The sequence below is a fragment of the Pseudomonas abietaniphila genome (assembly GCF_900100795.1).
Classification (GTDB): Bacteria; Pseudomonadota; Gammaproteobacteria; order Pseudomonadales; family Pseudomonadaceae; genus Aquipseudomonas; species Aquipseudomonas abietaniphila.
Genome location: NZ_FNCO01000008.1, coordinates 249,120 through 268,858, shown reverse-complemented (window position 1 = coordinate 268,858; position 19,739 = coordinate 249,120). Strand labels below are relative to the sequence as shown.

The following is a 19,739-nucleotide window of genomic DNA, read 5'->3' as shown; positions in this document are numbered from 1 at the left end:
AGCGTTCCAGTGGCAGGCAACCAAGCCTGCCTCTTAATGCACTGGCAACGAAGGAGAAGCTGTATGCAAGTCAACATCAGTGGACACCAACTGGAAGTGACCAAGCCCCTGCGCGAGTACATCGAGCTGAAGCTGAAAAAGCTCGAAGGGCACTTTGACAAGATTACCAACGTGCAGGTGACGATGGCCGTCGAGAAACTCAAACAGAAGATCGAGGCCACCCTGCATATCCACGGTGGAGAGGTGGTTGCCAATGCGGAGCATGACGACATGTACGCGGCAATCGACCTGCTCACTGACAAGCTAGACAGACAATTGCTCAAGCATAAGGAAAAGCAGCAAAGCATCCTCAAAGGTGCGGCCGCTCGCTGACACTCCCCATCCATGATCCGACTTGAAAACATTCTGACCCCTGGCCGTTCACTCGTGAACGTGCCAGGCGGCAGCAAAAAAGCCGTCCTCGAAGAGATTGCCAAAATGATCGGGCAGCAGGTGCCCGAATTCGACTGGCAAACCGTCTACGAAAGCCTTATTGCCCGCGAGAAGCTGGGTTCTACCGGCTTCGGTAACGGAATCGCGATCCCCCACTGTCGACTCAAAGGCTGCACGTCTCCGGTCAGCGCAGTGCTGCACCTGGAAAAGCCTGTCGATTTCGATGCCATCGACGGCGCCCCGGTGGATCTGCTGTTCGTGTTGCTGGTCCCTGAAGCCGCCACCGATGCACACCTCGAATTGCTCCGGCAGATCGCCAGCATGCTCGACCGCGCCGATGTGCGCGCCAGCCTGCGTAACGCGAAAAGCAGCGACGAACTGTACAACGTCGTGCTCCACGTACAGAACGGGCACTGACCATGCGCATGATCATCGTCAGCGGTCGCTCCGGCTCCGGCAAGAGCACGGCCCTCGATGTTCTGGAAGACAGCGGTTTTTACTGCGTCGACAACCTGCCCGCTGGCCTGCTGCCTGAACTGGCCGAACGCGCACTGATCAACACGGAGCTGGCGGAACCTCTGCTGGCAGTGTCCATCGACGCCCGCAACCTGCCCAGTCATCTGACCCGTTTTCCGCGAATGCTCGAAGAGGTTCGCAGCCGGCACATCCGGTGCGATGTACTGTTTCTGGACGCCGAGGAGTCCACGCTGCTCAAGCGGTTCTCCGAAACCCGTCGTCGTCACCCGCTGAGCAATGCGACACGCTCGCTGGCCGAGGCGATCCGTGACGAGAAAACCTTGCTCGGGCCGATCATCGATCTCGCCGACCTGACCATCGACACGACCCACCTGAACCTCTATCAGCTGCGCGATACGCTCAAGTTACGGCTGCTGAACAAGCCTGAACCGGGTACCGCTTTCCTGATCGAATCGTTTGGCTTCAAACGGGGCATGCCCGTGGACGCGGACCTGGTGTTCGACGTTCGCTGCCTGCCTAACCCGTACTGGAAGCCTGAATTGCGCGAGCAATCCGGGCTTGATAAGCCGGTAGCCGACTACCTGGCCGCGCAGTCAGATGTCGAAGAAATGTTCCAGGACATCTCGTCGTACCTGACCAAGTGGTTGCCGCGGTTCGCCGCCAGCAACCGCGCCTACGTCACCATTGCCATTGGCTGCACCGGCGGACACCACCGCTCCGTCTACCTGACCGAACGCCTGGGTCAGTCCCTGCAACAGTCGCTCAAGAATGTTCAGGTCCGCCACCGCGACCTAAGCTGAAAGGATCCCCATCGCGATGCCCGCTCACCAGATCACCATCATCAACAAGCTGGGCCTGCACGCCCGCGCTGCAGCAAAGTTCGTTGGCGTTGCCGGCAAATACCCCTGCCAGATCAGGGTCGGCCGTAGCCCCGACAGCATGGTCGACGGCAAGAGCATCATGGCCGTCATGATGCTGGCCGCCGGCAAAGGCACCGAGATCCATCTCCTGACGGAAGGTGACGAGGAACAAGCCGCGCTGGACGGCTTGATCGAACTGATCAACAACAGGTTTGACGAGGGCGAGTAATCGCCCTTTTCACCTTTTTGAGCAGCATTTCCTCTCTCGGTCTCTCATCAACCGATTCTGATTCCTACACCTTGAGTGGCAGGAACAAACTTGATCAATTGTCGTGATGGATCTTTAATTCAGCGCCTTGAAACGCCCTTCGCGAATGATCACCCCCGTGCATGAATCAGCCTGGCGGCGACGCTGCCCACCATGCCGCGCGAACGGGAGTAACGGTTGAATCACCACAGAGCTGATCGATGACACTGGCTTACGTACAGACGCCCCAATCCGCCCGGTCCCGCTCGGAAAGAATGTTGATGTCCGGCAGCGTGCTGGCAGTGGTGGCGATTCTGGCGATCGTCACGTCCTTGCTGATTCGCGAATACGGCAACGCGACGGACTCCGCCGTGCGGTCTGCCAATAACGTGGTGCAGCTGATCGATGCCGATGTGCAACGTAATGCCGACCTGTATGACACCTCGCTGCTGGGCATGATCGCAACGTGGCAGCAACCGGAAGTGCTGTCGATCTCCGCGGCTTTGCGCCAGCAGGTGATGTTTGATCGCTCCACCGCAGCCCCGTACAAAGGTGATCTGGTCGTTCTGGATGAAACAGGGACGATCGTTGCCGATTCAGTGTCCGTGATACCCCGCGAGGATAACTTTTCCGACCTCGCCAGCTTCGCCGGGCACCGCGAGGATCCATCCCTTGCGCTGCGAGTGGGCGGGCCCTTCAAAGCGCGCTGGGGCTTCAAGGACTGGCGCATCAGTTTCAGCCGACGCATCCCCTCCCCTGATGGCCGATTTGTCGGCATCGTAGCGGCCTCGATGCGGCTGGCTTACTTCCATCGCTTGTTTCGAGGGCTGGATGTCGGGCAGAAAGGGACCATCAACCTGATCACTGCAGACGGCATCATGCTCGCACGGGAACCCGAGCAGACCGTGCGCACGTACATCGGTCAGGATTTCAGCCAGCGCGCTAACTTTCAGCGCATTCTGAAAGAGGTCAATGGCAGTTTCAGTGCCATCTCGGATCTGGACGGCCAACGGCGAATGTATACGTTTTCTCGGGTGGGCGATCTGCCCTTGATCGTCGTCATCGCGCAGTCGCAGGACGAGGTGTACGCACTCTGGAGACACAACGCGCTGCTCGTGATGGGCGCAACCGGCCTGCTGTGCCTGGGCATTCTGTGGCTGTCCTGGCTGCTGAGCAAACAGCTGCGCCTCAGACACCTTGCTGAACGGGAACTGGCCGAGCTGGCGGCGACTGACGGCCTCACGGGGCTCGCCAATCGGCGTCGCCTGGACATGGTCTTCAAACAGGAATGGGCCCGTAGCATTCGTTCGGACCGGCCGATCTCAGTGCTCATGATCGATGTCGATCATTTCAAGGCTTTCAATGATCGACACGGCCATCACGGCGGGGACATCGCGTTGCGCAATGTCGCGAAAACGCTGGAGACGTGCATCCGCCGTCCCGGCGATGTCGCTGCCCGTTATGGCGGTGAAGAATTCCTGGTGGTGCTGCCCGAAACCGATCTCCCGGGCGCCAGATTGCTTGCCGAGCAGATCAGAAAGGCCATCGAAGCAATACCGCCGCTGAATCAGGACGGGCAGCCGCTGACCGTCAGTATCGGCGTGGCGTCCGCACAACCGAAGGCCGGAGATCAACAGGCTCAGCTGTTCGCCGAGGCGGACCAGGCGCTTTATCACGCCAAACGCAAAGGCCGCAATCGAGTCGAACACATTGGTGAGGGGACGTCCGCTTCCGCCTGAACACACACGGAAGTCAGACATAAAAAAACGCCAGACAAGCTGGCGTTTTTTCAAAATCCCGAGGGATCAGCTGGCGCGACGCACGGAATCACGCAACGCTTTCACTTTGTCGTGGTTCGCCTGCACACCGGTCAGCTGACGCTGAATCAGGCCGGTGACGTTGACCGGCAGATTCTTCTCGACCGCTTTTTGCGAGGCTTCTTTGTAAGCTTTCAGCGCGTGATCTTCACCGCGTTCAACTTCATTCAGCACTGCCTCATCGCTTTTGCCGGTGACAGCAGCTTTCAGTTCGACCCACAGGCGGTGCAGACCGCCAGTGGCGCTGGAGGAGTCATCCGGGTCACCGCCCAGTGCTCGCACTTCGGCTTGGAGCTCCGCAACAGCGGACTTGCACTCGGAGGAACGCGAAAGGAAGTACGCTTTGATTTCAGGGTTCTTGATATCTTCAGCGGCTGTGTGAAAACCTTTCTCGCCGTCAATGCTGGTCTCGATCAGATCATTCAGTACCGAGATCGCTTCTTTATTGATATCTGTCATTTTGCAGTTCCTTTCTGGCAGGTTAATCGAAGAGTTAAAGTGGATAAACACTCGATACAAGAGGTATTGCAGCCGTCGTGCCAGTTTTTTATAAAGATAATATTCTTATTTATCAATCATTTATGAAGTTCAAGACACAGTGACATCTCGCGTTCTGCATGATCTGTAGGTTGGCGTACATGCAGAATGCACGTATCGTTCAAGTTCATTGAAAAAGACCAACGGCGGCGCCATGAATCCCGAGAAACTTAAACTTTTGGTGACGCGAGAAATGCCCTATGGCAAATACAAGGGGCGCCTGCTGGCCGACTTGCCGGGCGATTACCTGAACTGGTTCGCCCGCCAGGGGTTCCCGACGGGAGAGCTGGGGAGCCTGCTGGCGCTGATGCACGAGGTCGATCACAACGGGTTGTCGGGCTTGCTTGATCCGCTGAGGACCCGCCCTCGCGAACCGTTGCGCGAAAGCCCGTTGAAAACGCCTATTCGGTTTACCTGATTTCTTCCCGACGAGCGAGGGACGTGATGAACAGTGTTCAACCTGCTGGAATGGAATCGGCACTCGAACGCGCCCGCGATGAGTCTTTTTGGCGAGACGTTGCGCGCCAATATGACGTGGAGCCGGGCCCGATCAACTTTGAACACGGCTATTTCGGGCGCATGACCCGCGAGGTGCTGAAAACGTACGAAGAGCATCTGGCGTATGTGAACCGCAGCAACTCGGTGTATGTACGCCAGCGCTTCGATACCCAGGACAGCGAACTGATCCGTGCCGATCTGGCGACGCTGATCGGCGTGCCAACTGAAGAGATCGCCCTCACCCGCTGCGCGTCAGAGTCCCTGCAATCGCTGATACGCAACTACAACGGCCTGAAGCCTGGCGACCAGGTGCTGATCAGCGACCTGGATTACAACAGCGTGCAGACCGCGATGCGCTGGCTCGAAAAAACACGCGGCGTAGAAGTGATTGAGATCACCCATGCGCACCCTGCCAGTTACGAGTCCTTGCTGCGGACCTATCGCGACGCCTTCGCGGCTTATCCACGCATCAAGCTGATGGCCCTGACCCACGTCACCCATCGCACGGGACTGGTGATGCCGGTGGAGGCGATTGCACACGCCGCGACAGAGCATGGCATCGATGTGATGCTCGACGGCGCCCATGCGCTGGGTCAGCTGGATTTCAATCTGGCGGAGTTGGGCGTGGCCTTTGCCGGCTTCAATTTGCAGAAATGGATGGGCGCGCCCCTGAGCCTGGGTTTCATTCATGTCAGGAAAGAAAGGCTGTCTGCCATTGACCCGGACATGGGCGACAGACGTTACCCCGTTGACGACATTCTGGGCCTTGCGCCCTACGGCACGCCGAACATTCCGGCGCTGATGACGCTGACCAAGGTGTTGGAAGAACACCGCGCGCTGGGCGGCTCGGCTGTCAAAGGTGCACGTCTGGCGTATCTGCGAGACCTGTGGGTACGCGAAGCGCGCACGATGCAAGGCATTGAAGTCCTCACCCCGGATGATCCGCGCCTCTATTGCGGCATCACCTCGTTTCGCTTCACCCACCACCACGACCAGCCGCTCATGACGCAGAGGCTGCTGGACGAGCACGGGATCTTTGCCGTCGCAAGACAGGGTTCGGCGTGTGGCCCATGCATCCGTATCACGCCTGGCTTTATCACCTCAGCCGACGACGTTGCGCACCTGACCAAGGCATTGCGCGCGCTGGCATGATTCGCTAAGCGCCCCATTAAGCAGGCAAAAAAAAGCGGCCCCCCCACCCGCGTAAGAGGTACCGCCAAAGAGCTTCATGGAAAAGCCAACTAACAAAGGAAGTGCAAAGATACGCGCCCGATCTGGCTCGACTGCGGTACATATTTATAGCCCCCGAAAAAAGAGCAAAAAAAACGGCGCTCCCGACCAAGGAGCACCGTCAAAATAGCCATGCAACAACGACTTCTGTAGCGGCGCCCCAAGGCGCTGAATTCATCATCTGTCGATGATTAGAGCAGCTTCGTCATGAACCGGAGCTGTCGAAGATCAATCCTTGGGGCGTAGACATCATTCAATCAGTCGAACAACGCGATCGCCTCGGCCGTGGCATCGGTGATACGACCCCAATCGCCGCTCTTCACCCATGCGTTGTCGATCATCCAGGTACCGCCCACGCACATCACGTTGGGCTGTGCCATGTAGTTCTTCAGGTTCGCGGCGCTGACGCCGCCCGTTGGGCAAAAGCGCACTTCCGGGAATGGACCGCCCAACGCTTTGATCGCGCCGACGCCGCCGCTGATTTCAGCCGGGAACAGCTTGAAGCGGCGATAGCCCAGCGCATAACCGATCATGATTTCCGACGCGCTGCTGATGCCCGGCAGCAGCGGCAGTTCGCTCTGGGCACCGGCCTCCAGTAGGTCCTGCGTGCTGCCGGGCGTGACGATGAATTGTGAACCGGCTTCTTCCGCGGCCTTGAGCATGTGGCGGTCGAGAATGGTGCCAGCACCGACACTCAGTTCAGGACGCGCATCGCGCAGCATGCGAATGGCCTTGAGGCCGAATTCGGAACGCAGGGTGATTTCCAGCGCGTTCAGGCCGCCTGCCGCCAGCGCATCGGCCAGCGGCAGCACATCCTGTTCGCGTGCAATGGTGATGACCGGCAGAATCTTTGCTTTTTTGCAGAGTTCGTCGATCTGGGCAATCTTGCTCGCCATGCTATTCAACGGCTGTTTCACTTGGGTATTTTCCATGGCGGCTGATCCTTTGCTTATGGGCACCAGTAAATCTCTAAAGACGGGTTAAGGAACGCACGCACCGGCATTTCGGCGAGGTCGTCGCCCGCCAGCGCCTTGCGCAGGGTTTCCAGCTTCGCCTGCCCGGAAATGGACAGGATCGGTGTCGTTGCCGACGCCAACAGGGAACGCGTCATCGTCAGACGCTGATGGGGTATGCTCGGCGCAAGCATGGGCAGGCAGCGACGCGTGCTGTCCAGGTCCAGCGCTTCGGCCAAATTTGGGCTATCAGGGAACAGCGAGGCCGTATGGCCGTCGTCGCCCATGCCCAGGACCAGCACATCGATTTTCGGCAGCTCTTTGAGCGCTTCATCCGTCGCCGCTGCGGCCTCGTCCAGCGTAGTGGTCGGACGATACAGGCTGAAAAAACCGGCCTCTGCTGCGGGCCCCTGAAAGAGGTAGCGCTTAAGCAGGCCGGCATTGCTGTCGGCATGCTCGGTCGGCACCCAGCGCTCATCGGCCAGACTGATGCAGACCTTGGACCACTGAATCGGCTTCTGCGCCAACGCCTGAAAGAATGCCACGGGACTTTTGCCCCCGGACACCACCAACGTTGCGACGCCGTGCGGGTTATGGGCAATGGCCGCCGCAAGACGCTCAGCCACATGGTCGGCCAGCGCGCTGGCCAGCCCTTCAGGGTTATCGAATTCGCGGGTTTTCAGGCCAGCCGGAAATTCAAGTTCACATATCGCCATACCAGGACCTCCCGTCACGAGTAATGAGCGCAATGGAACTCATCGGGCCCCAAGAGCCCGCGGCGTAAGGCTTGGGCGCATCGCCCGCCTTCTTCCAGCCTGCAATCAGCTGGTCGCACCATTGCCACGCATACTCGATCTCATCTTTGCGGACAAACAGGTTTTGATTGCCACGCATGACCTCCAACAACAACCGCTCGTAGGCGTCCGGAATACGGGCGCTGCGGTAAGCGTCGGAGAAGCTCAGTTGCAAGGGATTGCTGCGCAGTTGCATGCCTTTATCCAGCCCCTGATCCTTGGTCATCACTTGCAGCGAAATGCCTTCATCAGGCTGCAGGCGAATGATCAGGCGGTTGCTGATCTGCATCCGCTGTTCAGGGGCAAAGATGTAGTGCGGCGGTTCCTTGAAGTGGATCACGATCTGCGACAGCTTCTGCGGCATGCGTTTGCCGGTGCGCAGATAAAACGGAACCCCCGCCCAACGCCAGTTACGGATATCGGCCCGAATGGCAACAAACGTTTCGGTGTCGCTCTGGGTGTTGGAGTTCTCCTCTTCCAGATAACCGGGAACCGGTTTGCCTTCGCTGTAGCCGGCGATGTACTGCCCGCGCACCACTTGGGTGGCCAGGCGCTCCGGAGTGAACGGCGCCAGTGCCTTGAGCACCTTGACCTTCTCATCGCGGATACTGTCGGCGGACAGGTCGCTGGGCGGGTCCATCGCAATCAGGCACAGCAGCTGCAACAGGTGGTTCTGAATCATGTCGCGCAGCTGGCCCGCCTGGTCGAAATACCCCCAACGCCCCTCGATGCCTACTTTCTCCGCCACCGTAATCTCGACGTGGGAAATGTAGTTCTGGTTCCATTGGGTTTCGAACAGGCTGTTGGCAAACCGCAGCGCGATCAGGTTCTGAACGGTGTCTTTGCCCAGATAGTGGTCGATCCGGTAGACGCGGTTCTCCGGGAAAAACTTGGCGACGGCATCGTTGACCCGACGCGAAGACGCCAGGTCATGACCGATCGGCTTTTCCAGCACCGCGCGCGTGCGATCGGCCAGACCGACCCGCGCCAGGTTTTCGCAGATCCCGCCGTAGACCGAGGCCGGCGTGGCGAAGTACGCGATCATGGTCTGCGCATCGCCCACGGCTTCAGCCAGCGCGACGTAATCATCGCCTCTGAGGAAATCCACGTGCAGGTAGCTCAGGCGCGCTTGAAAACGCTCCACGTGTTCACTCTCGAGCTGAACCTCGGGTACGAAGCGGCGCAGGTTTTTGTCGATGTAGGCCAGATGCTCCTCTGGCGTACCGGGTTCACGCGCCAGGGCAAGGATTCGGGTCTCGGCATGCAGCAGTCCGGCACGGTCCAGCTGGTACAGCGCGGGAAACAGTTTGCGCACCGCCAGGTCGCCCAAGGCGCCGAACAAGGCAAATGTGCACGGTTCAACCGTAATCGAGAGCATAATGTTGGTTCTTTTATCAAGTTAGGCTACAAATACCTTTTTTAAAGGCGTTACTCAAGGCCAAATGTAGTAATAACCACAACATTTCTTGCAAAACCACATTACAGTGGTGATCACCACAGGCCCTCAGTACGATAGGCCACCTTTGCTACAGGCTAAAGGGCCTGATGCACACCTTTTTAATAAAGGCCCTCTAATCAGCCTGTTGCCGCTTCACGAGAAGGACTTTGAATGGACCGCGTACGCAATCTTCTGGAGCAGATCCAGAGTCGTCTTGAAGAATTGAACAAGGCCGAGCGCAAGGTCGCCGAGGTGATCCTGACCAACCCTCAGCAGGCCACGCGCTTCAGCATTGCCGCGCTGGCGCAGGCGGCCAAGGTCAGTGAACCCACCGTCAACCGCTTCTGCCGCTCGTTCGATGTCAGTGGCTATCCCGAACTCAAGCTGCAACTGGCGCAGAGCCTGGCCAGCGGCGCCGCCTACGTCAGCCGCGCGGTTGAAGCCGATGATAATCCGGAAGCCTACACCCGCAAGATTTTCGCCAGCGCCATCGCGTCACTGGACAGTGTCTGTCAGGTGCTCGACCCGAACCTGATCAGCAAGGCCGTTGACCTGTTGATCCAGGCGCGACAGATTCACTTCTTCGGCCTCGGCGCTTCGGCTCCCGTTGCGCTGGACGCGCAGCACAAATTCTTCCGCTTCAATCTGGCGGTCACGGCCCATGCCGATGTGTTGATGCAACGCATGCTGGCGTCGGTGGCGCACACGGGTGAGCTGTTCGTGATCATTTCCTACACCGGCCGCACGCGCGAACTGGTGGAAGTGGCGCGCATCGCACGGGAAAACGGCGCGTCGGTGCTGGGGCTGACCGCCGCCGATTCGCCGCTGGCCAAGGCCAGCACGCTGAGCCTGAACATCCCGCTGCCGGAGGACACCGACATCTATATGCCGATGACCTCACGCATCATCCAGCTGACCGTACTGGACGTGCTCGCCACGGGCATGACCCTGCGCCGGGGCGTGGATTTCCAGCCGCACCTGCGCAAAATCAAGGAAAGCCTCAACGCCAGCCGGTATCCGGCGGATGATGAATTGAATTGAGGGGTTGCCTAATGCACCAGCCTCGCCTGCAAACTCAAGCGAGCCTGCTCCCCCGGTGCCAGGCTCAGGCAGTCGTCGACGCCAGACACGGCCTCTACCCGCAGAAATCCTGTCGCTTCATTGCCCGCTACACCCAGCAAGGGTCGACTGCCCGGATGCCAGACCGCCGTGTTGACGCTGTCGCAGGTGTCAATGTTCAAACGCCGCTGCCAGGCATCGTCGTACAGTTGCAGTGAACCGGCATGCTCGAAGACCCGCTGACAGCTGCCCAGCACTCTCAATTCACCCTTCTGCTCACAGGCACTGCGACTGATCTCGTCGTAACCCTGAACGCCATCCAGGCCCTCCAGCGCAACGTCTGCGATGTCGCTTATACGCCAATAGGCGTGTAAGGCATGACCGAACTGACAGGGTTCGCTGTCCTCGTGTTGCGTCTCCAGACGCAAGTCCATGCTCTGGCCCAATTCGGCATAGAGATCGGCCTGCCAGTCCCATAACGAAAGGCGCCAATGCAGCGAAACGCCAGCATCGTGCTCCTGGCTTTCGATCAGTTTCCAGTCGAGCAGACGCCCCCATCCGTTGGCCGGCCAGCCGCCTTCGCCGGGATGACGCCCGACCCATGGCCAGCACACAGGCACGCCGCCGCGAATCGCCCCGACCTGCGGCCACTGCGCCGCGCACCACAGCCACGGCTTTTGACCGGCCGGTTGAAAGTGCAGGAGTTGCCCACCTTGGCGACTGAACACGGCCTGGCATTGAGGGTGATTGATCACCAGCACGTCACGTTGCTGGTAACGCTCCCACTGAAAAGTCGGCTGAGGTCGGACCGAGGTATAAAAGCGCTGAAGAGGATGCTCCAGCGATTCTGTGTCCCTGATAGCCATTGCAGTTCAAGTCCGGATAGTGGGTTCGATTGTTCTGTGTAAGAGCGCCTGCAACACACAATAAAAAAGGCTCCGAATCCGGAGCGATAACCCCATAAAAAAACGGGCAGCCTGGCTGCCCGTAAAGCACACACGACCCTTGATCGTTTGTGAAGCACATCAGAGAGAGATGTGCGGAGGAGCGGTCCGCACAATCATGTAACGTTTAGAACTTGGTTTGCAGCTTGATACCGGCAACCAGCGCGTTGTCCACGTGGTCGGTACCGCCTGGATGCACGACGTACTGCACGTTAGGACGCACGGTCAGCCAATCGGTAACGTGAACGCCGTAGTAGATCTCCGAGTTGTACTCGGTGGTCTGAATCGGCAGGTAGTTCGGATTATCGAAATCGTCCACACCGTTGACCTGGTTCAAGAGGCGAGCACGATCGCGAACGTTGTCGTTCACATGAATACGCGAAACGCCTACGCCGATGTCGTCTTTTGGACGTGCATCAAACGGACCTTTGAAGACCAGACCGACGTTCTGGAAGTTGTCGACGAAGTTGGTGGCCTTGTCGTGCACGGTGGCGTTGAAGAACACGCTCATGCCACGGGACGAATCGCCACCCACGGTGGTCAATTGCTGCTGAGCCACAAACCACCAGCCGTGTTTGCTGCCGTGTGATTTGAATTCCGCGCCGGTCAGCGCCTGAGGCTGACCATTGACGTCGTCTTTCAAGTCATTGGCGCTTGGGCTGCTGTAGTACCAACCCAGCCGGTATTCGCCCGCCAGCGAGTTGACGGTTGGGGACCAGACCAGTTCCACAGGAACCAGCGTGCCCTTCGCACCGCTACCGCTGAGCTTGAAGCCGTTCCCGGTTTCCAGATACGACGGGTTCTGCTCGTACACACCGACCTGAGCAAACACTTCTGGCGTGATGTTGTATTTCACGCGGACGGCCCACTGGCTGACCGGCCAGTTGTACCAGGTGCTGACATAGTTCGCCGCCTGGGTGCCGCAGAACGTCAGGTTCTGGAAATCGCACGGGAAGCTGCCGAAGTCTTCACCTTCGCCCATACGACCGGCTTTGATATCCAGTGCGCCGTCGAAGTACTTCTGCTTGATCCACATCTGGGTCAGACGCCAGGTCTGACCGCGACCCCAGACTTCCTGCGAGGAGCTGAGTGTGCCGATGCGAGGGTCACCCAGACGGTCGTTGGAGATGTTGTTACCGCTACGCTCGGTGACGGTCAGCTTGAACTCTGCGTCCTTCAGACCGAAGACCTTTTCCAGGTCGATGTAGGTGCCGATTGCAAACTGATCGCTATAGCGCGCGGTCTTGTCGTTGTTGTAGCCGCCCTTGACGTTGGCGCCCATCTCGCCGACGTACTCAAGGTTGAAGTCGTAACCTTTGTCATGGAGCTCTTTGCGCAGACCGCCCCAGTCACCGGTCATATGCTCGTTGGCATTAAACGGTTCAAGTGCGAATGCGGATCCCGACATCGTCAAGGCCCCCAAGACGGACAACCCACCAATCAGCTGAAACTGGTTAAGCGATTTGCCTTTTACCTTCTTCATCCCTTAAATCCTCGTTTTATTGTTATTAGCTCTAAACAGCGTTGTAACCACTTGCCTCGTGTGCCTGACGGGCCGTTTTTACGGCAGAAATCGACCCGTCAGATGTGCTCGTTAACGCAGTGCACCCGCGTGCGGGATCAGTTGCGGTTAAGCCGCGTGACGTTCCCCATGCTCTCAGCGGCCTGCGACTTTCCCAGCGCACCCAGCCGTTCCCCGGTCTTGGCGTCGAACAGCAACACCTTGCTCGGGTCGAACTGCAGGGTCAGGGTTTCACCTACCGCTGGCGCGACATCCGGCGCCAGGCGGCAACAAACCTTGCTCTCGTTCAACGTGACGAATACCAGCGTGTCGGGACCGGTGGGCTCGGTGACCTGCACTTCAGCGCGAAGGGTCGGCATCCCTGCATTTTCACCGGACGCTAACACGATCTGTTCCGGACGAAGGCCCAGAATCACCTCACGGTCTTCAAGCCCTGCATCGCTCATGCTCATCGGCAATTCGCAACGTGCCTGGCCGCTGTCCAGCAACGCCACCAGACGCCCTTCCTTGCGTTGCAGACGCAGCGGAATGAAGTTCATCGGCGGCGAACCGATGAAGCTGGCGACGAACAGGTTGGCCGGATCGTTGTAGATCTGTTTCGGCGTACCGAACTGCTGAATGATGCCGTCCTTCATGACCGCCACTTTGTCGCCCAGGGTCATGGCCTCGATCTGATCGTGGGTCACGTAGACGGTGGTGGTCTTGAGGCGCTGATGCATCAGTTTCATTTCGGTGCGCATCTCGACGCGCAGCTTGGCGTCGAGGTTCGAAAGCGGCTCGTCGAACAGGTAGATTTTCGGACGACGCGCCAGTGCACGGCCCATGGCCACGCGCTGCTGCTGACCACCGGACAGCTGACCCGGTTTGCGGTTGAGCAGGTGTTCGATCTGCAGCAGTTTGGCGACACGTGCGACTTCTTCGTCGATGGCCGATTGGCTCATCTTGCGAATCTTGAGGCCGAACTCGATGTTCTCGCGCACGCTCATGGTCGGGTACAGCGCGTAGGACTGGAACACCATGGCAATGTCGCGATCTTTCGGACTCATGCCGCTGACGTCCTGATCACCGATCATGATCGCGCCGCCAGTAATGTTTTCCAGGCCCGCGATGCAGTTCATCAGGGTCGACTTACCGCAGCCCGAAGGACCGACCAGGATCAGGAACTCACCGTCCTTGATCGACAGTTCGATGTTCTTCAGGGTGTCCGGCAGACCGGCCCCGTAAGTCTTGTTTACATTGCGAAGCTCAAGCGTTGCCATGATTACCCCTTGACTGCGCCGGCTGTCAGCCCGCGCACGAAATACTTGCCTGCGACCACATAGACCAGCAGGGTCGGAAGACCCGCGATCATTGCTGCCGCCATGTCCACGTTGTATTCCTTGACGCCCGTGCTGGTGTTGACCAGGTTGTTCAGCGCCACGGTGATGGGCTGCGAATCGCCGCTGGAAAACACCACACCGAACAGGAAGTCGTTCCAGATCTGCGTGAACTGCCAGATCAGGCAGACCATGATGATCGGGGTCGACATCGGCAGAATGATCCGCCGAAAAATGGTGAAGAAGCCCGCACCGTCCAGACGTGCAGCCTTGACCAGCGCATCGGGAATGCTGACGTAGTAGTTACGGAAGAACAGCGTGGTGAACGCCAGACCGTAGACCACATGGACGAACACCAGGCCGGTCGTGGTGCTGGCCAGGCCCATCTTGCCGAGCGTGAACGACGCTGGCAGCAGCACGGTCTGGAACGGCAGGAAGCAGCCGAACAACAGCAGACCGAAGAACATCTGCGAGCCGCGGAAGCGCCACATCGACAGCACGTAGCCGTTCAACGCACCGATCGCGGTGGAGATCAGCACCGCCGGAACGGTGATCATGATCGAGTTCCAGAAGTAGCCTTTGACGGTGGCCCATGCCTTGATCCAGCCGATACCGGTGACTTCGGTTGGCCAGCTCAGCAGGTTGCCGCTGCCGATGTCTTCGGGCGATTTGAAACTGGTCAGCAACATCACCACCAGCGGAATCAGGTAAATCAGCACCGCGCCGATGAGCACGGCATAGATCGCGATCCGGCTCAGGCTGATGGAAGGTTTGGCGGCGAGACTAGTCATTGCGCTTGGTCCTCAGCTCGGAATACAGGTAAGGCACGAGGATGGCGAGAATCGCACCGAGCATCAGAATCGCACTGGCCGAGCCCATACCCATCTGGCCACGGCTGAAGGTGAACGAGTACATGAACATCGCAGGCAGGTCGGACGAATAACCCGGGCCGCCGGCGGTCATGGCCGCAACAAGGTCGAAACTCTTGATCGCGATGTGCGCCAGGATCATCACCGCACTGAAGAACACCGGACGCAGGCTTGGCAGCACCACTTTCCAGTAGATCTTCGGCATGCTTGCGCCATCGATCTGCGCTGCACGGATGATCGACTGATCAACGCCACGCAGGCCGGCCAGGAACATCGCCATGATGAAGCCCGAGGCCTGCCAGACGGCAGCGATCACCAGGCAGTACACCACGCGGTCAGGGTCGATCAGCCAGTCGAAACGGAAGCCTTCCCAGCCCCAGTCACGCAGCAGTTTGTCCAGGCCCATGCCCGGGTTGAGCAACCATTTCCAGGCCGTACCGGTGACGATCATCGAGAGCGCCATCGGGTACAGGTAAACGGTGCGGATGAAACCTTCGCGGCGGATGCGCTGGTCAAGGAACACCGCCAGCATCACACCGACGACCAGGCTTATGCCGATGAACATGCCACCAAACACCGCCAGGTTCTTGCTCGCGACCCACCAGCGGTCGTTGTCGAACAGCCGTGCGTATTGCGCCAGGCCTACGAACTTGTAGGTCGGCAGGAAAGTCGAGTTGGTGAACGACAGAATGAACGTCCACAGGATATAGCCGTAGAAGCCCACCAATACGATGAACATGCTGGGCGCCAGCACCAGTTTGGGTAGCCAGCGCTGCAGTGCATCGAACGGCGAGGCTTTGCTGAACACAGCAACAGAACTCATGGTGAAATCCAGTACAGAAAAAGAAGATTGCGAACACGCTGCCGGTTGTAGGAGCGCGCTTGCCCGCGATGCGTCAAATCAGACAATGGTCGTTCAATGACACACCGCAATTGCGGGCAAGCGCGCTCCTGCAGACTTTGCTGCTACGCGTTATTTAGCGGACTTGATCGCAGCACCCAGCTTTTTCGCGGCATCGGCCGGATCGGCTTTCGGGTCGTTGATGAAGTTGGTCACGACATCAAAGAATGCGCCTTGAACAGCCAGCGTGGTCGCCATGTTGTGCGCCATGCTTGGTTGCAGGCCGCCGGTCTTGGCGTCCGCCAGGAAGTCTTTGGCAGCCGTCTGGGCGCACGAGTCGAACCCGTACTTGCCCATGTCGGCCAGCATGTCGTTACGAACCGGGATCGAGCCCTTGTTGATGCTGAAGACTTTCTGGAAGTTTTCACCCAGCACAACTTTGGCGATGTCCTGCTGACCGGCAGCCGTGCCTGCGTCTTTCTGCTTGAACACAGCCAGAGAGTCGATGTTGTAGGTGAATGCCTTGTCGGTGCCCGGGAAGGCGACGCACTCGTAGTCCTTGCCGGCGACTTTCTTGGCGGCAGTCCATTCGGACTTGGCCCAGTCACCCATGATCTGCATGCCGGCCTTGCCGTTGATAACCTTGGCGGCTTCCAGGTTCCAGTCCTGGCCTTTGCCGTCGGGATCCATGTAGGTGGCGACTTTCTTGAGCTCGGTGAGCGACTTGACCATTTCCGGACCGGTCAGCGCGCCATTGTCCAGATCGACCAGCGCCTTTTTGTAACCGTCAGCGCCCATCACGGACAGTACGACGGCTTCAAAAACGGTGCTGTCCTGCCAAGGCTGGCCACCATGGGCCAGAGGGATGAAGCCTGCCGCCTTGAGCTTGTCGCCCGCAGCGTAGAACTCTTGGAGGGTGGTCGGGGCTTTTTCGATACCGGCTTTCTTGAAGACTTCCGGGTTGATCCACAGCCAGTTCACGCGGTGGATGTTCACCGGTACGGCCACATAATCACCGTCGTACTTCACGGTATCGGACACTTTCTTGTCGAGCAGGCTGTCCCACTTTTCCTGCTTGGAAACGTCTTTCAGCACGTCAGTGTCGAGCAGGCCGGTAGAGGCCCATTCCTGAATGTCCGGACCTTTGATCTGGGCAACGCCTGGCGGGTTGCCAGCCACAGCGCGGCTCTTCAGAACAGTCATGGCCGTCGAACCGCCACCGCCGGCGACAGCGCCGTCTTTCCAGGTGAAACCGTCTTTTTCAACTTGGGCCTTGAGCACGTCGACAGCCGCTTTTTCGCCACCGGAAGTCCACCAGTGGACGACTTCGACAGTGCCTTTGGAATCAGCGGCCATGGCGCTCAGAGGGAACAACGAGGCGAGAGAAATGAGTGCTGCGAGACGGGAAATCGAATTCATCTATTTGACCTTTATTGTTGTTATGCATGAGCAAGTCTTGGCGCTTGCGCTGCATGGATTCTAAACAAGCGACTTGCACGGACGGTAACGAAGGGACGCGCGGGTGTCACTGGATGGTGACATTCAAGAAACCTTGCGTCTAAACCCGTAGGAGCGCGCTTACCCGCGATTGCGGTGGGTCAAAAACCTTGCTGGTAACTGACCCACCGCAATCGCGGGCAAGCGCGCTCCTACAGTGACCGAGGTCGGCGCTCACTCCACCCCGCGCGGCAGGTGCAGCGTCACCCGCAAACCACCGTCGCGCAGGTTTTGCAGGGTCACTTCGCCGCCGTGACTGTGGGCGATGTTACGGGCGATCCCCAGACCGAGGCCGTAGCCCTGCTGCTGCTTGCCCGCGAGCCGAAAATGCGGCTCGAACACCTGCTCCAGTCGTTGTTCGGGCACACCCGGCCCCTCGTCCTCGACGTGCAGCACGAACGCTTCTGCATCGTCCTCAACGTATAGGTGCGCTTTGTCGCCGTACTTGATGGCGTTGTCGATCAGGTTGCCCATGCAACGCCTCAACGCCAGCGGCTTGCCGTAAAACATCGACATGGCCTTGCCCTTCAATGTCACGCGGCCGCCACCATTAGGGGCCAGGTACGGTTCGATCAGGCAATCGAGTGCGTGATTGAGGTCCACCGGCTCGATGTTTTCGTGAATGTCGGTGTCCTTCACGCACTGCAAAGCACCTTTGACCAGCAGTTCCAGCTCGTCGAGATCGCGGGTGAACTTGACCTGCATTTCCTCGTCTTCCAGCAGTTCCACTCGCAGGCGCAAGCGCGTGATGGGCGTGCGCAGGTCGTGGGAAATGGCGCTGAACAACTGCCCGCGCTCGGTCAGGTAGCGGCTGATGCGATCGCGCATGGTGTTGAACGCACGCGTCACCTCGATCACTTCGCTACCGCCGCCCTCCACCACCGGCTCGACGTCGGCGCCCAGCGACAGGTCTCGCGCAGCACGCGCCAACCGCTTGAGCGGGCCGCTTTGCCAGTGCACCAGCAAGCCGATAAACACCAGCAGGAAGATACTCGTCAGGCCAATGAACCAGACCTGCTGCGACGGCAGGCCTTCCTCTTCGAGCATGGTGTACGGCTCGGGCAAGAGCGACGCAATGTACAGCCATTCCCCCGGTGACAGCTCAATCTGGGTCACCAGAACCGGCGGATTCACTGGTTCCAGCGTCAACGCGTAATGCGCCCATGAACGTGGCAGCTCGTCGAGTTTCAGGCCGCTGTTGAAGATGCGCAGGTCTTCCGGACGCACGAAGCGGACGAGGATGTCCGGGTCAGCGCCCAGATTCTGCCGCAATACCTGACCGACCACGTTGATGACCGCCGACTTGCGCACGGTCGGCTCCAGCACCTGCATGTCCAGCGGACGATCGTTGAGCGATACGAAGAAACGCGTCCCGCCCATGCTGCGCAGTTGATCAAGCACCAAAGGACGAAACGCGACCGGCAGCGAGCGGAAGTAACTGACGCTCGCTGACATGGAATAACCCAGGCTGCGGGCACTGGTGATCAGGCCTTCCATTTGCGTGGCGCGCAGCTGGGAAAGCCAGATCAGGCTGGACAGGGTTTGCGCCAGCAGCACGGCCAGCAAGGTCAACAGCAGCATGCGCCCCAGCAGTGAGCGCGGTACCGGCAGACGACGCTTTTTCTCGGTCACCATTGGCAATCAGTAGCCGTTGCCGGCTTGCGGCAGCACGTTGGCCGCCAGCAGGTAACCACTGCCTCGCACGGTGCGAATCAATCGCGGCGCCTTGCCGGTGTCGCGCAACCGCTGACGCAGGCGGCTCACGGCCATGTCGACGATGCGCTCCAGCGGCATCAGCTCACGACCCCGCGTGGCATTGCCGATGGTGTCGCGGTCGAGGATCTGCTGCGGGTTGTCGAGAAACAATTTGAGCAACGCGAAGTCGGCGCCGGAGAGGATCACCTCTTCACCATCGTTGTGAAACAGTCGGTGGCTGACCATGTCCAGACGCCACTCATCGAACACCAGCACCTCGCCACCCGAACGTTCCTGACCGAATTGGGCGCGGCGCAGCAACGCCTTGATGCGCGCCTGGAGTTCACGCGGGCTGAAGGGCTTGGCCATGTAGTCGTCGGCACCGAGCTCCAGACCGATGACCCGGTCCGCCTCGTCGGAACTGGCAGTGAGCATGATGATCGGGACGTGCGGCTGGCGCGGGTGCTGCCGGACCCAGCGACACAGGCTGAAGCCGTCTTCGTCGGGCAGCATGACGTCGAGAATCAGCAAGTCGCTCGGCTCGTCATTGAACGCCTGACGGAACTGGGCGCCATCGCCGACGGTACGCACCTGAAAGCCAGAGCGGCTCAGGTAGGCTTGCAGCAACTCACGAATCTCCTGGTCATCGTCGACCACCAGAATCGATTTACTGACAGCGTTCACTTTAGTCGTCCTTGTAGGCACTGAAATTG

The 19,739-nt window shown here is 59.1% G+C and carries 20 protein-coding genes; 8 read left to right on the top strand and 12 right to left on the bottom strand.

From position 1 onward, the window contains the following. The first annotated feature begins 63 nt into the window (after positions 1-63). From hpf to BLS87_RS17355, 5 genes are all read left to right on the top strand, one after another. Positions 64-372: a ribosome hibernation-promoting factor, HPF/YfiA family gene (gene hpf, locus BLS87_RS17375; RefSeq protein ID WP_062384329.1), complete on the top strand. Its 309-nt coding sequence runs from the start codon at positions 64-66 to the stop codon at positions 370-372. Positions 373-384: 12 nt separating this feature from the next. Further along, positions 385-849 (top strand): PTS IIA-like nitrogen regulatory protein PtsN, encoded by a 465-nt coding sequence (gene ptsN / locus BLS87_RS17370; protein ID WP_074753847.1) that lies wholly within the window; start codon positions 385-387, stop codon positions 847-849. 2 nt (positions 850-851) lie between these two features. After that, the gene (gene rapZ / locus BLS87_RS17365; RefSeq protein ID WP_074753845.1) at positions 852-1,709 is read left to right on the top strand and encodes an RNase adapter RapZ; all 858 of its coding nucleotides are present in this window, start codon (positions 852-854) and stop codon (positions 1,707-1,709) included. 16 nt (positions 1,710-1,725) lie between these two features. Next, positions 1,726-1,998, top strand: a complete 273-nt coding sequence (locus tag BLS87_RS17360) for an HPr family phosphocarrier protein (protein ID WP_074753843.1) — start codon at positions 1,726-1,728, stop codon at positions 1,996-1,998. 293 nt (positions 1,999-2,291) lie between these two features. Then, positions 2,292-3,755 carry a sensor domain-containing diguanylate cyclase gene (locus tag BLS87_RS17355; RefSeq protein WP_074753841.1) on the top strand — a complete coding sequence of 488 codons (1,464 nt, stop codon included), beginning with the start codon at positions 2,292-2,294 and terminating at the stop codon, positions 3,753-3,755. A gap of 66 nt (positions 3,756-3,821) precedes the next feature. Here the strand turns inward: BLS87_RS17355 and BLS87_RS17350 are convergent, their stop codons facing one another. Beyond that, positions 3,822-4,292: a PA2169 family four-helix-bundle protein gene (locus tag BLS87_RS17350; protein WP_074753839.1), complete on the bottom strand. Its 471-nt coding sequence runs from the start codon at positions 4,290-4,292 to the stop codon at positions 3,822-3,824. A gap of 232 nt (positions 4,293-4,524) precedes the next feature. Between BLS87_RS17350 and BLS87_RS17345 the strand changes: the two genes are divergently transcribed. Together BLS87_RS17345 and BLS87_RS17340 are read left to right on the top strand one after the other, a co-directional pair. Further along, positions 4,525-4,788: a DUF3820 family protein gene (locus BLS87_RS17345; protein WP_074753837.1), complete on the top strand. Its 264-nt coding sequence runs from the start codon at positions 4,525-4,527 to the stop codon at positions 4,786-4,788. 50 nt (positions 4,789-4,838) lie between these two features. After that, positions 4,839-6,020 carry an aminotransferase class V-fold PLP-dependent enzyme gene (locus tag BLS87_RS17340; protein WP_074753835.1) on the top strand — a complete coding sequence of 394 codons (1,182 nt, stop codon included), beginning with the start codon at positions 4,839-4,841 and terminating at the stop codon, positions 6,018-6,020. A gap of 335 nt (positions 6,021-6,355) precedes the next feature. Here the strand turns inward: BLS87_RS17340 and BLS87_RS17335 are convergent, their stop codons facing one another. From BLS87_RS17335 to zwf, 3 genes are read right to left on the bottom strand one after another with little or no spacing between them, the layout of a single operon-like run. Next, positions 6,356-7,030, bottom strand: coding sequence for a bifunctional 4-hydroxy-2-oxoglutarate aldolase/2-dehydro-3-deoxy-phosphogluconate aldolase (locus tag BLS87_RS17335; protein WP_074753833.1), 675 nt, complete (start codon positions 7,028-7,030; stop codon positions 6,356-6,358). Positions 7,031-7,047: 17 nt separating this feature from the next. After that, positions 7,048-7,767: a 6-phosphogluconolactonase gene (pgl, locus tag BLS87_RS17330; RefSeq protein WP_074753831.1), complete on the bottom strand. Its 720-nt coding sequence runs from the start codon at positions 7,765-7,767 to the stop codon at positions 7,048-7,050. After that, positions 7,754-9,223: a glucose-6-phosphate dehydrogenase gene (gene zwf, locus BLS87_RS17325; RefSeq protein WP_074753829.1), complete on the bottom strand. Its 1,470-nt coding sequence runs from the start codon at positions 9,221-9,223 to the stop codon at positions 7,754-7,756. Before zwf ends, pgl begins: the two co-directional genes overlap by 14 nt. Before the next feature lie 231 nt (positions 9,224-9,454). Here zwf and BLS87_RS17320 point away from each other — a divergent pair, with 231 nt between their 5' ends. Continuing rightward, the gene (locus tag BLS87_RS17320; protein WP_074753827.1) at positions 9,455-10,324 is read left to right on the top strand and encodes a MurR/RpiR family transcriptional regulator; all 870 of its coding nucleotides are present in this window, start codon (positions 9,455-9,457) and stop codon (positions 10,322-10,324) included. An 8-nt stretch (positions 10,325-10,332) separates the two neighbouring features. On the opposite strand, the gene BLS87_RS17315 is transcribed toward BLS87_RS17320, so the two are convergent. From BLS87_RS17315 to BLS87_RS17280, 8 genes are all read right to left on the bottom strand, one after another. Then, positions 10,333-11,208 carry an aldose epimerase family protein gene (locus BLS87_RS17315; RefSeq protein WP_074753825.1) on the bottom strand — a complete coding sequence of 292 codons (876 nt, stop codon included), beginning with the start codon at positions 11,206-11,208 and terminating at the stop codon, positions 10,333-10,335. Positions 11,209-11,413: 205 nt separating this feature from the next. Next, on the bottom strand, positions 11,414-12,769 hold the full coding sequence (locus tag BLS87_RS17310; RefSeq protein ID WP_074753823.1) for a carbohydrate porin: 1,356 nt from the start codon (positions 12,767-12,769) through the stop codon (positions 11,414-11,416). 137 nt (positions 12,770-12,906) lie between these two features. Continuing rightward, the gene (locus tag BLS87_RS17305; protein ID WP_074753821.1) at positions 12,907-14,067 is read right to left on the bottom strand and encodes an ABC transporter ATP-binding protein; all 1,161 of its coding nucleotides are present in this window, start codon (positions 14,065-14,067) and stop codon (positions 12,907-12,909) included. Positions 14,068-14,069: 2 nt separating this feature from the next. Continuing rightward, complete coding sequence (locus BLS87_RS17300; RefSeq protein WP_062384370.1) at positions 14,070-14,915, bottom strand: carbohydrate ABC transporter permease; 846 nt, start codon at positions 14,913-14,915, stop codon at positions 14,070-14,072. Continuing rightward, positions 14,908-15,816, bottom strand: coding sequence for a carbohydrate ABC transporter permease (locus BLS87_RS17295; RefSeq protein WP_074753819.1), 909 nt, complete (start codon positions 15,814-15,816; stop codon positions 14,908-14,910). Before BLS87_RS17295 ends, BLS87_RS17300 begins: the two co-directional genes overlap by 8 nt. 150 nt (positions 15,817-15,966) lie before the next feature. Beyond that, a complete protein-coding gene (locus tag BLS87_RS17290; protein WP_074753817.1) occupies positions 15,967-17,253 on the bottom strand; it encodes an ABC transporter substrate-binding protein in 1,287 nt (428 codons plus the stop codon). A 252-nt stretch (positions 17,254-17,505) separates the two neighbouring features. Further along, complete coding sequence (locus BLS87_RS17285; RefSeq protein ID WP_074753815.1) at positions 17,506-18,966, bottom strand: ATP-binding protein; 1,461 nt, start codon at positions 18,964-18,966, stop codon at positions 17,506-17,508. A 6-nt stretch (positions 18,967-18,972) separates the two neighbouring features. After that, complete coding sequence (locus tag BLS87_RS17280) at positions 18,973-19,710, bottom strand: response regulator (RefSeq protein WP_074753813.1); 738 nt, start codon at positions 19,708-19,710, stop codon at positions 18,973-18,975. Between the last annotated feature and the right edge of the window lie 29 nt (positions 19,711-19,739).

What these genes read in the sequence shown, in the direction of transcription:
- BLS87_RS17340 (WP_074753835.1), top strand. Translation starts at nt 4,839, where the DNA reads ATGGAATCGGCACTCGAACGCGCCCGCGATGAGTCTTTTTGGCGAGAC.
- BLS87_RS17350 (WP_074753839.1), bottom strand. Translation starts at nt 4,292, where the DNA reads ATGACAGATATCAATAAAGAAGCGATCTCGGTACTGAATGATCTGATC.
- BLS87_RS17290 (WP_074753817.1), bottom strand. Translation starts at nt 17,253, where the DNA reads ATGAATTCGATTTCCCGTCTCGCAGCACTCATTTCTCTCGCCTCGTTG.
- BLS87_RS17295 (WP_074753819.1), bottom strand. Translation starts at nt 15,816, where the DNA reads ATGAGTTCTGTTGCTGTGTTCAGCAAAGCCTCGCCGTTCGATGCACTG.
- BLS87_RS17360 (WP_074753843.1), top strand. Translation starts at nt 1,726, where the DNA reads ATGCCCGCTCACCAGATCACCATCATCAACAAGCTGGGCCTGCACGCC.
- pgl (WP_074753831.1), bottom strand. Translation starts at nt 7,767, where the DNA reads ATGGCGATATGTGAACTTGAATTTCCGGCTGGCCTGAAAACCCGCGAA.
- hpf (WP_062384329.1), top strand. Translation starts at nt 64, where the DNA reads ATGCAAGTCAACATCAGTGGACACCAACTGGAAGTGACCAAGCCCCTG.
- rapZ (WP_074753845.1), top strand. Translation starts at nt 852, where the DNA reads ATGCGCATGATCATCGTCAGCGGTCGCTCCGGCTCCGGCAAGAGCACG.
- BLS87_RS17310 (WP_074753823.1), bottom strand. Translation starts at nt 12,769, where the DNA reads ATGAAGAAGGTAAAAGGCAAATCGCTTAACCAGTTTCAGCTGATTGGT.
- BLS87_RS17335 (WP_074753833.1), bottom strand. Translation starts at nt 7,030, where the DNA reads ATGGAAAATACCCAAGTGAAACAGCCGTTGAATAGCATGGCGAGCAAG.
- BLS87_RS17345 (WP_074753837.1), top strand. Translation starts at nt 4,525, where the DNA reads ATGAATCCCGAGAAACTTAAACTTTTGGTGACGCGAGAAATGCCCTAT.
- ptsN (WP_074753847.1), top strand. Translation starts at nt 385, where the DNA reads ATGATCCGACTTGAAAACATTCTGACCCCTGGCCGTTCACTCGTGAAC.
- BLS87_RS17285 (WP_074753815.1), bottom strand. Translation starts at nt 18,966, where the DNA reads ATGGTGACCGAGAAAAAGCGTCGTCTGCCGGTACCGCGCTCACTGCTG.
- zwf (WP_074753829.1), bottom strand. Translation starts at nt 9,223, where the DNA reads ATGCTCTCGATTACGGTTGAACCGTGCACATTTGCCTTGTTCGGCGCC.
- BLS87_RS17355 (WP_074753841.1), top strand. Translation starts at nt 2,292, where the DNA reads ATGTTGATGTCCGGCAGCGTGCTGGCAGTGGTGGCGATTCTGGCGATC.
- BLS87_RS17305 (WP_074753821.1), bottom strand. Translation starts at nt 14,067, where the DNA reads ATGGCAACGCTTGAGCTTCGCAATGTAAACAAGACTTACGGGGCCGGT.
- BLS87_RS17300 (WP_062384370.1), bottom strand. Translation starts at nt 14,915, where the DNA reads ATGACTAGTCTCGCCGCCAAACCTTCCATCAGCCTGAGCCGGATCGCG.
- BLS87_RS17315 (WP_074753825.1), bottom strand. Translation starts at nt 11,208, where the DNA reads ATGGCTATCAGGGACACAGAATCGCTGGAGCATCCTCTTCAGCGCTTT.
- BLS87_RS17320 (WP_074753827.1), top strand. Translation starts at nt 9,455, where the DNA reads ATGGACCGCGTACGCAATCTTCTGGAGCAGATCCAGAGTCGTCTTGAA.